Genomic DNA, 11,616 nt, shown 5'->3' on the forward strand with positions numbered 1-11,616 from the left:
TTACACAACAAGCAATGGCCCAAATCGAAGAGCAGATTTACCGCTTACCAACTTTGAAAAAATGGTTCGTTGAAATCTTTTGTCGAAGTGACTAAAGTTTTGGATCATTTTTTAGTTGGAATACTCTAAGTAATTAGCCTGTTGACGAACTTGTTTATCCTCCAACGTGCGATCGCTTCTCTTCCCTCTCATCCAGCAAAGTGCGTATCGCTGCAATCGCATCTAAAATATCTTGCAGCCGTTGAGCTTCACGCCTCATAGCATCACAGCCTCACGGCATACGCGATCGCATCTCCTCATCCTGCCAAGTGCGTGAAGCGAAGCTATCCCGAAGGGAATCGCATTCAGCAATTACAGTAGCAGATTGAGGCGTGGCAAGCGATGCTGGAAAAGTTGGGAGGGATTGACGGTAGTTGAGGTTGTTGTCGAAGTGTCCTAGATGCCAAGCCAGATCTAAGGTTCCGGCTTTGGGGGAAAATAGGGGCTGCGATCGCTGTCGGTTGTCGTTTGGGGAGATGGGAGCGTGGCAGACAGCAGGGAATATAATTATAGTGCCTTTGTTCTAAAGCACTAAATTAGGAGTTACTATATCACAGTAAGTTGCTTGACTTGTGCTTTGGCGTTTGTTGTCGTGGCCTGGATGCTATGATAAAAAGTTTGTCAACTAAAGGATAGGAGCGTTAATGGTGTCTGGTCTATACCAAACAGTGATGCAACTCACATCGGCGGCATCAGGATTGCTACCCATTGATCACCCCAGAATTTTGAATGATTTTGCGTATAGTTTCGGGTGGACACCAAGTGATAGTTTAGATATTCCATCAACTCGCAACTTTGCCAATGCTCATCTAATAGTTGAACATGGATTAGAAAATCAAGCTGTCATCACTTTTTTGCAGAGACCCTATAAAGATATCAACTACGAAGAAAAGAGACAGCTTCTTGGCATATCTTATAATAACTTGGTTGACTGGCATATTCAGATAGAACCTGATAAAATCTTATATGTTTTCAACCGATTCGATCTAGGAAGAATCGTAGAAACACGACCAATTTCTCGTGACAATTTAGAAAATTTAAGAAGCAGAGCATTTGAAGAGATTTCAGGAAAGCGTCAAAATCCCAATCTTCCAGCATTAGATGATGCTTTAATTAATACAATTTCATTCTGGAAACGTAACTTATATTCTGAACTAGGCAATTCAGTTTCTAATAGAGAGTTATCTGCACTTTTTAACGCTATTATTTTTACTAGAGCAGTTGAAGATAATTATCGTCGTCTGTATTCATCAAGATCTGAGGAATTTTCAAATTCACAAGCTTTATTTGAAAATGTGGTACTAAATGGTAATCAATATAGCATACGAGAGTCCATTATTAGAACTCTTAACTATTTTAACCAGAGAGATATACCTCAGTATTTAATTAATGAGTCATTACTAAGTGCTTTTGATAGTTTAGATGGACAAACGATACAAGCACTAATTATGGATTTTTATCGAATTAAGTATGCCAAGCCTTACGAATATGACTTTTCACTTATATCTAAACACGCTCTTAGCCGTATTTATGAAAGGTATACAAGCCTTTTGAGAATTGTCGAATCTGATCAACTTAGCCTTTTCCCCCTTTTATCTGAAGAAAAACCTAACAAAGCCTATGGAAGTGTTTATACTCCTCAATTTATCGCTAGATTCTTTGCTAGGTATCTGCGGGAACAGATGCCACCACTTGAATTTAAGCGGTTAAAAACATTAGAACCTTCTGTTGGTTCTGGCATTTTTTTGAGAACGTTGTTAGAGATTCAGTGTGATCCAACACAAGGTGGAGTAACTACTGAATTTATTGAATCAGCCTTTGAGAATGTAGTCGGATTAGATGTCGATCCTAATGCTTGTCAGGCGGCTCTTTTATCGCTATCCCTTCTTTATTTGGTTCTTACTAATCAACTACCATCTAATATTTCAATTCAAACTGATGAAGCAATTAAGTATTATCAGGAACATCCTGAATTAAGAAATAGTTTTGGGGCTGTTATTACTAATCCACCTTTTGTTGCTTTAACAGACCAAAGTGAAGCAATGAGAGAACGGATTACTGATTTCATGAGCATTGATGCTAGTGGAAAAATTGATTTGTCGTTGGCTTTTTTGAAGATTAGTTTAGAAGTTCTCAAGCCAGGAGGATATGGATTATTTGTACTACCTCACAAATTCCTTCTATCAAAAAGTGACTCTGGGATTCGCAATCTTATTGCTCAAACATCTTGGATTCGATGTCTAGTTGATTTGTCTTCTATGCCAGTTTTCGGAGATGTAGACTCTTATGTTATTCTTTTAATTTTCCAGAAACGATTTAACATAGAACCAGCACCTTTAGCAACTGTTGCTCAGTGTCAAGAGCTAGTGGGACGCGCTCTTCAAGACATAATTGAAGGTCGCCACGTAGAGACAAAATTTTACAATGTTTTTAATGTAACCCAAGAAGTTTTTGAAGCAGATAATTGGATATTACTACCTCCCTCGATAGCAAATATTCAACGCAAGCTAGAAGCACTTCCAGTAATTGGTGATTTTATGCGTATCCAAGTAGGATTGCAGACTGGAAACAACAAAGTATTTATAATATCTGAGTATGATGTACCCAAAGGGGAGGAAGACATTTTTGTTTCATTTTTATCTGACCGAGAGATGGAATCTTACACTCCTCCGACCAGAGTAGATAAATACATCTTTTATCCATATATTGAAGGACAAAGATTAGAAGAGGATGAGCTAAAAGTTAAGTATCCAAAAACCTGGAACTATTTACTAAAACATAAAGTTAAGCTTGAATCTCGCGCTGCGGTAAATAAAAACCAAATACTTTGGTGGGAATTAGAAAGACCTCGTATAGACTATTTGATGCAGCCTAAAATTGTTAGTCCTCATCTAGCAATTATGCCTCGTTTCGCACTTGATAGTGAAGGAAAGTTCGCTGTTGTTCGTTCTCCGGTTATTTATCCAAAAGATCGAAATGTTGAGAGTGATCTGTTACGTTATTTCATTGCTGTTTTAAATTCTAGTATTTGTTACCGCTATATCTCAGAGCATTCGCACAAGTATGGAAGTGGCTATGCCATGTTAGAACCAAGAACTCTTTTAAAAACTCCTGTTCCTGATCCAACAAAAATAGCTACTTCTGAAATGTATAATCTTTTACTTCTTGTTGACAAACGTCTACTTGCTTCAGGCAGTGAAGCAATTAAGCTTGAAATTGAAATTAATAGATTTGTAGCTAATCTATATGGTTTGAGTGATTCCGAGCTTTCTAGCTACGGTGTATCAATTTAGAATATGCGAATTCAGATTAGTTCTAAAGAGTTAAACAGCCGTAATAAAACTATAAAGCACTTTCTTAAGCCGATTGCCCGTGATTATCAAGATCTTTATGTAGGCTCTACTGGTAGTAGTACAACACAATATATTGCATCTGCAAAAGATAATAGTTCTAGAACTACTGGTCGATATGATGATATGCGATTTAGAACAGTCATACCTAGCTTACGCGCAATGTACTATGAAAGATGGTACAGAATTGATAAAAGCAAAGGGAAGTTTTATTACTTAGATCGCGCCTATCTTCACATTTATATGATTGAGCCAGCTTTAGCCGAGGAAAAAGAATTTTGCCTTCTCCACTGTGACCCTAATGAACCGGATAATGCAGCTCATGCCAAATATAAGCAAAGTCTACATCTTCATATAGAATGTACAGATTCTTCTTGCTCGCCACATTGCCACATTTGGCCTCACGCACATATTGCTTTAAATACTGGGTACCTTAACCATGTACTTCGAGATGTAAATTCTCTAACGCAGGCTATAGAAGAAGCGGTACTGATGCTTAGAGAAGAAGTATTCGATTTGTTTCTAAAACTGCGTTAAGTGTAGTCACTTTGAAGTGAATCTTCATTTACTGCCAAAGTTTCTCAGATTCTCCCGTAATCGATTGTAGATGCGATCGCAAAGTGGCGTGAAGCGCGATCGCTCCCACGTCCCACCCATCCCTAAAGGTCGTAACTTACCCTATTTTAACCAACCAGCCCTTGCGATCGCCCCAATCCCTTGTAATCTACTCTTCCAAACAGCAGTATTCTTCAATCCCACCAGTAGGAAATAACGACTGCATCACGATCACGCCCAACATTCTCACCATATAGACCACTGTCCAATCGCACCCTCAGTCGGCGTTTGAGCCGCAAACCATACTCCTCATTTGAACCATCACTCACCTCTACCGAGTCAGCTCGCCACTTTTTGCCCAAGTCCAAAAGCTGAGACACCGTTGTATCCTGGTTCTCTGTAAGGATATATAACGTGTCCGCAGGATAGGCAACAAAATGGATGATGCTGGTTTCAGGCATGGGACGATAATTCGCCATTGCCAGAAGCGTATCGATGACGCCACCAAAGCTCAGACCATTTTCATCGGGTGCAAAGATGGGTTTTGTAAACAGAAAGCTTGCCCATAAAGAAGGATGCTGAGAAAGGTCAGTAATCACTTCCTCGCCATCAAACTCATTGAATCGACGCTGCCAAACCAGTGCCGCAAAGAGTTCTTGAGGAGAATAGGATTGGGCAATCAATTGGATTTTGGCTAAGTCAAGCATCCTTGTGACAAACTAGTTTGTACTATTCGTTCATAGTGTAAAGCTGGAAGAGGAGTAATACCCTTTGGGTAAATGATTGTCATATTCAAATGCGGTAATTAGGAATGGCTTGGTAGGGGCAGGTTTACCAAGATAGTGGTTTTCCCGCCTAGATATCGATAAACCCGACCCTACGAAATGTGACACATATAAAACCAAATGGTATAAGCGATCGCATTCAAGCGAGTTCATAATCTACCCGTCCGGAAATGCACAAACAAAAGTGTTTATCTTTTGCTCCCCGATCTCCCTTGCCCTCCCCCAAGGGTTAGATGCGCTGCTCAAAACTCAATGGTATGTTCCGATAAGAGTACTGGTGGAGAGACTTTTCCCTCAGAAGGCATCGTGCCAACCAGCCGAAAAACGCCCAGAGATACCTTCATGAACAACAACCCATACAAAGCCGCAATTCTGGATCTGGACGGCGTTATCACCCAGACAGCGCGTCTGCACGCACGGGCTTGGAAGCAGATGTTTGATGACTACCTTCAACAACATTCTGAAGGGGAGGGAGAAAATCATACGCCATTCGATATTGACGCCGATTATAATAAGTACGTCGATGGCAAACCTCGCTACGATGGAGTACGCAGCTTCTTAGCGTCCCGTGGTATTGAACTGCCCCAAGGTAATCCTGATGATCCGCCTGGGAAAGAAACTATCTGTGGATTGGGCAACCGCAAGAATGAAATTTTTCTGAATTTACTGCATAAGGAAGGCGTCGAAACCTACGCGGATGCTGTAGAGCAGATTCGCCGATGGCGTAAGCAAGGCATCAAATCTGCTGTTGTCTCTTCGAGTCGTAACTGCGAAGCTATCTTAGAAACCGCTGGACTGAAAAATCTCTTTGATGCCAAAGTTGACGGTGTTGATTCGGAGCGACTCAACCTCAAGGGTAAACCCGCTCCTGATATCTTCTTGGAAGCCGCGCAGCAACTTGCTGTTGAACCTGAGCAGGCGATTATCGTTGAAGACGCTATTTCCGGTGTGGAAGCAGGACGGGCGGGGCAATTTGGTAGGGTAGTCGGTATGGCTCGTGAGGGTGACGGTGAAGCCTTGCGTCAGCATGGTGCGGATGTTGTAGTTCAAAGTCTTAGGGATATCTCTATGAGAGGCGAGGAGCATTCAGCCACAACACCCCCACGCTCCGCGCTAGAATACTTCCACTCCATCGAAACTCGTCTGAGTGATTGCGATTTGGCACTGTTTATTGACTATGATGGGACGCTGACACCCATTGTGAAACGACCAGAAGAGGCGGCGCTTTCTGAGGAAATGCGATCGCTCCTGCGGCAGTTGTCTTTGCGAGTCACAGTGGGCATTATCAGCGGACGTGATCTAAGGGATGTGCAAACCCTGGTAGGACTCGAAAACCTTTACTACGCAGGCAGTCACGGTTTTGATATTGCAGGTCCCGACGATATGCGCGAGCAGCAAGAGGAAGCCCAAGCCAGCCTTCCCGACTTGGATGACGCTGAAAGCCAGTTACGCGATCGCTTAGAGCCTCTGGCGGGGGCGCATGTAGAGAGGAAGCACTTCGCCGTAGCTGTCCATTATCGAGAAGCTACCGAGCAAGATATTGATCGCATTGAGAGTATTGTTGATGAGGTTCTCAACGAACACCAACAGCTACGCAAGCGGGGTGGAAAAAAGATTTTCGAGCTTCAGCCAGACGTGCCATGGGATAAGGGGTATGCCGTCTGCTGGCTGCTCGATCAGCTCGGACTCAACCAACCCAATGTGCTGCCCATGTATCTGGGGGATGATACAACCGACGAAGATGCATTTCAGGCTTTGAGCGATCGCGGCGTCGGCATCCGCATCGGTGAACCCCATGAACCAACCCAGGCTAATTATATCCTGCAAAACCCAGATGAGGTGAAGCAGTTTTTCCAAGCCCTATTGAAAAAACTCAACGAAAGGAATTTAGATCGTGACTGAACGGGAAACCCACGATTGGAAGCTTATCTACACGAATTGGGAACCCCAGCAACAGCCCTTGCGCGAAGCGCTGTGTACCTTAGGCAATGGATACTTCGCCACGCGGGGTGCTTTTGAGGAAGTTAATGCGGGGGGTTCCCATTATCCGGGAACCTACTTAGCCGGTGGCTACAATCGCCTTGAGACGGAAATCGCAGGTCATGTGTTGGAAAGTGAGGACTTGGTAAACTGGCCCAACTGGCTGCCCCTTAACTTTCGACCGGAAGGCGGTGATTGGTTGGATCTCCATGCCGTTAACTTACTCGATTTTCGCTATCAGTTAGAGGTAGACTGTGGCGTGTTGGAACGGTACATCCGTTTCCGCGATGCCAATGAGCGGGAGTTTTCCCTCACTAGCCGCCGCTTTGTCCAGATGGAAAATCCGCATCTGGCAGCGATCGAGTGGCGGTTGACGGCGCATAATTGGTCAGGACAACTCGAGATTTGCTCGGCGCTGGATGGCACGGTGACGAACCAGAATGTCGAGCGATACAGGCAGCTTAACAGCAAGCACCTAGAAATCCTGGATACTGGCTATGAGGGCGAAGATGCGGTTTTTCTAACCGTTCGCACCAACCAATCCCACATCCGCATGACCCAAGCGGCACGAACCCGCGTCTTTGAGGGTGATATATTAGTTCCAACTCAGCGGCAGCGGGAGAACGAGAACGGACGCATCGCCCAACGGCTGCTCGTACCTTGTCACGAGCAAAAGGAGTTGCGTGTTGAGAAGGTGGTAGCAATTTATACGTCGCGGGACTTTGCTATCAGCGAACCGGCGATAGAAGCGCGGAAGGCTGTTCGTCGGGCGGGTTCCTTTGCGGAGTTGCTCCAGTCGCACGAGCGGAAATGGCGACATCTCTGGAGTGTTTCAGATATCAACCTGCACAACGGTAATATTGCAACTCAGTTTATTCTGCGGTTGCATATTTTCCACCTGTTACAGACTACCTCGCCGAATACTATCAATGGCGATGTTGGCGTCCCGTCCCGTGGATGGCATGGGGAAGCCTATCGCGGACATATTTTATGGGATGAGCTGTTTATTTTCCCCTTCTTGACACTCCGAATACCGGAACTCACCCGTTCTCTATTGATGTATCGCTATCGTCGGCTCCCCGAAGCGCGGCACTTGGCGCAGGAATGGGGCTATGGTGGAGCGATGTTTCCCTGGCAAAGCGGCAGTGATGGACGGGAAGAAAGTCAGGTGTTGCACCTGAATCCCCGCTCAGGACGCTGGATTCCGGATAATTCTAACCGTCAGCGGCACGTTAATGCGGCTATTGCTTATAACGTCTGGCAGTATTACCAGGCGACTAACGATATCGAGTTTCTATCGTACTACGGAGCAGAACTGTTATTGGAACTTGCCCGCTTCTGGGCAAGCATCGCCACGTATAATGGAAAGCGCGATCGCTATGAGATTCAGGGTGTAATGGGTCCTGATGAATTCCACACCCGCTATCGTGATTCTGACGAGCCTGGGTTAAATAACAACGCTTACACCAACGTCATGGCAGCGTGGGTACTGCGCTGCGCTTGTGGTGTGCTGCACTTACTCGACGAAGAACGTCAGCGAGAGCTGAGGGAGGTTCTGGAAATTGCAGACGAAGAGCTGGTTCGTTGGGATGAAGTCAGCCGTAAAATGTTCGTTCCCTTCCACGACGAGGGCATCATTAGCCAGTTCGAGGGCTACGGGAACCTGAAAGAGTTTGATTGGGAGGGCTACCGCCAAAAGTACGGGGATATTCAGCGCCTCGATCGCATTTTGGAGTCAGAGAATGACGAAGTGAACCGCTACAAAGCCAGTAAGCAGGCTGATGTACTCATGTTATTCTATCTCTTCTCCTCAGAGGTATTGCAGGGACTCTTTGATCACATGGACTATGAGTTCAATTCCGACTGCATTCCCCGCAATATTGACTACTATATGCAGCGCACCTCCCACGGTTCCACCCTCAGCCGTATTGTACATTCCTGGGTGTTGGCACGAGCGAATCGTGAAGGTGCCTGGAAACTTTTCAAAGAAGCTCTGCATAGTGACATTGAGGACATTCAGGGGGGTACGACGCCTGAGGGTATTCACCTTGGCGCGATGGCAGGAACGGTCGATCTCATTCAACGCTGTCACACGGGCATTGAAATGCGCGATGAAGTGTTGTGGTTCAACCCGTTTCTCCCCGATGAACTATCGGATGTTCGCCTGCGGCTTCGTTATCGGGGACACTGGCTATCGGTGCAGTTAACTGATAAAAAGCTTACCGTATCATTCGATCACGGCTGGTCCCAACCCGCATGTATCGGCTTTTGTGGTGATGTGTACGAGATGGTGCAGGGCGAGACGCGGGAGTTTGTATTGGAGTGATACTCAGTTGCGGTCTAAAATCTTGAGAAAGGGAGTAGAGAGTGGGGAGTGGAGGGTAGGGAGTAGGAATTTTTCATTACGCCACTGAGCTGTAACTTGGTATGAGGGAGATGAGGAAGTACGGTTAGGATTATAGCGTTTCCTAGCCTTGTGAGGTACATTTAGTAGATCAAAAACTCTACGAATTAGGCTAAGTGTAGACATTATATGGCTGCTTATGAAGACAGAGAAGCGTTTATTCCCTATCGTCGCCCCGATCTTATTGACCTTTGCATTGAAGAGGGTCGGTTATCTGGGGCAGATGTTCGCAAGTTTCGAGATTTCTGCTCGCTGCTTTCTGCCTATTATCACTTTAAATTTCATGCCTATTTGGAACGGTTAAAGGATAACTATGAACCCTTTAACCCAGATGCGGATATAAAATCGAGAGTTGAACCCACTTTAAGCCAGTTGGTAGAGATGGAAACTAAAGTGGTGGATGACTTTAAGAGCATTCTCGAACGAGCGAACTATGTCCCTCTCTCTCCAGCCAGTTTGCAAAGAGCTTTTGAGGAAAAATCGTTAATTCATCTAAAAACAAAGGTGGAGTTAAAGGATTTTGACCAGATGGTTTGCTACTGCCGAGGTGATATTTATAAACTTATTCAAGTTAAGAAATTCTTCAAAAAGGTAGACAAGACTATTAATAGTTTTCAGCGAGTAGCACTGCTGATTAAATTTAAAGATGAATCCTATTTCGTAAAACAGAAAGTTAAACTCGAATCACTCAATTTTACTCCGGGTAAAATGTATATTTACTTTTATAAGAATATCCCCAAGTTTGACATGGAGCTGCTATTTCCCAACCTCAAAATTAGCATGACGTGGAAAGATCGTCTTATGTTGGTGATTCCAGCCATTGGAGCAGCGATTCCAGTTATTTTAAAAGTGATTCCCAAACTCCTTGTTATCATTGGTGCTATTTTATTTTTTACAGCCGGTCCCTCACTTCTGGAAAAAATCCAGGTTAGTGAAGAACAGGTGCGCGATATTATGCCTGTATTAGTCGCCACTCTATCGCTGTTGGTTTCGTTGGGTGGGTTTGCCTTTAAGCAGTACAGCTCGTACAAAAGCAAGCATATAAAATTTCGTAAAAATATAACCGATACCCTTTTCTTTAAAAATCTCGCTAATAACGCTAGTGTTTTTCAGGTTTTAATTGATGCAGCAGAAGAGGAAGAATGTAAAGAAATTATTTTGGCTTACTATCATTTGTTAACGAGTGACACACCTCTAACCCCTGAACAGTTAGATAATCGGATTGAAGATTGGATGGATGAGAAGCTGGGGATGAAAATTGATTTTGATATCAATGGTCCCATTGGCAATTTGCAACAGATTCGTGGCAAAATCGTTAAGGGCAGTCAAGACCGAGCCAATACGCCCGAATTTTCCTTGCTGACTAAAGATGAGCGAGGGTATTGCCAGGTTCTTTCGTTAGACGATGCTAAAACCGTAATTGACTATATCTGGGACAATATTTTTTTGTATACCTGAAATCACAGTACTGGATCAGATTAGGGGTTAGGGGTAGGGAATAGGGAATCGGGTGGAAATGTTGAGTGAAAATGGTGACAAGAATGAACAACGACTTTGTTCTTTTTCTGGCGGGTGTTGCTGTACTCGTACTTTATCTCATCTTTTCAGCGCTGACGGAGATGGGGACTAAGTTCCCCTGGAAGAAATGAATGGGTCAGGACTTACGCAAAGAAAGCCTGTAAACCGCTAATTGTAGGGACACGATATATGGTGTCCCTACCAGATGTAGCGTCTGTGCGTAAGTCCTGTGGGTATTAGACCTAGTGCCAGAGGCGATCGCTCTCAATCTGCGACTGTATAATTCAGAGTAGAGACGCTCCATGGAATGTTTCTACTGGATTGCGGTTCATTATCTTTTCAAGTTGTAAGACACCTGCAACAATCCTGATTCATAGGGTTTAACATTTTTTAATTCCAGTGCTGTCTCTAAGCTTGGATCGTTCACAATCAGTGCAATGCCGCTCCCTAGAATAATAGGGTGTATTGAAAGAATCAATTCATCAACAAAACCGTGTTTCATAAAAAAGTGAACGATCTGCGCTCCCCCAACTAACCAAATATCACCCCCACTAGATTGACGTAAGGTGTTGATAAACTCTTTCACATCACCCCCCACAAATTCCACGTTGTCATCTCTTTCGCCAGAGCGAGTTTTTGAGAAAACAAAACCTTGCTTACCTGTATAAGGATATTCCCCAAAGCCAAGAACTTGCTGATACGTCTTGTTACCCATGAGTAGGGTATCAACTTGGGCAAAAAATTCACTATAGCCGTAGTCTTGATCCGTGAATAGCCAATCTACCTCCCCTGATGCTCTCGCAATATATCCGTCAAGGGAGGAAGCAATAAACAACCGTATTTTTCGCATGGTTTCTTGGCTTGAGGAAGAGACAAGGGAACACTTGAAGTATTAGGAAACTCCAAAAAATAAATTATCCCGTAGGACAGGCAACATGAACTGTCAATGGCAGACTCATCACCCCGCACCCCTGCACCCCTGCAC

Annotated in this window: 7 protein-coding genes; 5 read left to right on the forward strand and 2 right to left on the reverse strand. The window is 44.2% G+C overall.

The annotated features are described in order from the left end of the window. Positions 1-710: 710 nt before the first annotated feature. Entirely contained in the window at positions 711-3,332 is a 2,622-nt protein-coding gene (locus tag IQ257_RS26915) for an Eco57I restriction-modification methylase domain-containing protein (RefSeq protein WP_193880304.1), read from the forward strand. A 3-nt stretch (positions 3,333-3,335) separates the two neighbouring features. Further along, the gene (locus IQ257_RS26920) at positions 3,336-3,926 is read left to right on the forward strand and encodes a hypothetical protein (protein WP_193880307.1); all 591 of its coding nucleotides are present in this window, start codon (positions 3,336-3,338) and stop codon (positions 3,924-3,926) included. Between the two features lie 212 nt (positions 3,927-4,138). On the opposite strand, the gene IQ257_RS26925 is transcribed toward IQ257_RS26920, so the two are convergent. Beyond that, a complete protein-coding gene (locus IQ257_RS26925; RefSeq protein ID WP_193880310.1) occupies positions 4,139-4,651 on the reverse strand; it encodes a hypothetical protein in 513 nt (170 codons plus the stop codon). A gap of 420 nt (positions 4,652-5,071) precedes the next feature. Between IQ257_RS26925 and otsB the strand changes: the two genes are divergently transcribed. The 3 genes from otsB to IQ257_RS26940 all read left to right on the forward strand — a co-directional run bounded on the left by otsB (position 5,072) and on the right by IQ257_RS26940 (position 10,571). After that, a complete protein-coding gene (gene otsB / locus IQ257_RS26930) occupies positions 5,072-6,631 on the forward strand; it encodes a trehalose-phosphatase (RefSeq protein ID WP_193880327.1) in 1,560 nt (519 codons plus the stop codon). Then, a complete protein-coding gene (locus tag IQ257_RS26935) occupies positions 6,624-9,035 on the forward strand; it encodes a glycoside hydrolase family 65 protein (protein WP_193880330.1) in 2,412 nt (803 codons plus the stop codon). The genes otsB and IQ257_RS26935 overlap by 8 nt, the downstream gene beginning before the upstream one ends. A gap of 207 nt (positions 9,036-9,242) precedes the next feature. After that, positions 9,243-10,571, forward strand: coding sequence for a TMEM143 family protein (locus IQ257_RS26940; RefSeq protein ID WP_193880333.1), 1,329 nt, complete (start codon positions 9,243-9,245; stop codon positions 10,569-10,571). Between the two features lie 391 nt (positions 10,572-10,962). On the opposite strand, the gene IQ257_RS26945 is transcribed toward IQ257_RS26940, so the two are convergent. Then, a complete protein-coding gene (locus tag IQ257_RS26945) occupies positions 10,963-11,481 on the reverse strand; it encodes a dihydrofolate reductase family protein (RefSeq protein ID WP_193880336.1) in 519 nt (172 codons plus the stop codon). Positions 11,482-11,616: the final 135 nt, after the last annotated feature.

Origin of the sequence: Coleofasciculus sp. LEGE 07092 (genome assembly GCF_015207375.1) — a bacterium.
GTDB lineage: Bacteria > Cyanobacteriota > Cyanobacteriia > Cyanobacteriales > Coleofasciculaceae > LEGE-07092.

What these genes read in the sequence shown, in the direction of transcription:
- IQ257_RS26915 (WP_193880304.1), top strand. Translation starts at nt 711, where the DNA reads ATGCAACTCACATCGGCGGCATCAGGATTGCTACCCATTGATCACCCC.
- IQ257_RS26920 (WP_193880307.1), top strand. Translation starts at nt 3,336, where the DNA reads ATGCGAATTCAGATTAGTTCTAAAGAGTTAAACAGCCGTAATAAAACT.
- IQ257_RS26925 (WP_193880310.1), bottom strand. Translation starts at nt 4,651, where the DNA reads ATGCTTGACTTAGCCAAAATCCAATTGATTGCCCAATCCTATTCTCCT.
- otsB (WP_193880327.1), top strand. Translation starts at nt 5,072, where the DNA reads ATGAACAACAACCCATACAAAGCCGCAATTCTGGATCTGGACGGCGTT.
- IQ257_RS26940 (WP_193880333.1), top strand. Translation starts at nt 9,243, where the DNA reads ATGGCTGCTTATGAAGACAGAGAAGCGTTTATTCCCTATCGTCGCCCC.
- IQ257_RS26945 (WP_193880336.1), bottom strand. Translation starts at nt 11,481, where the DNA reads ATGCGAAAAATACGGTTGTTTATTGCTTCCTCCCTTGACGGATATATT.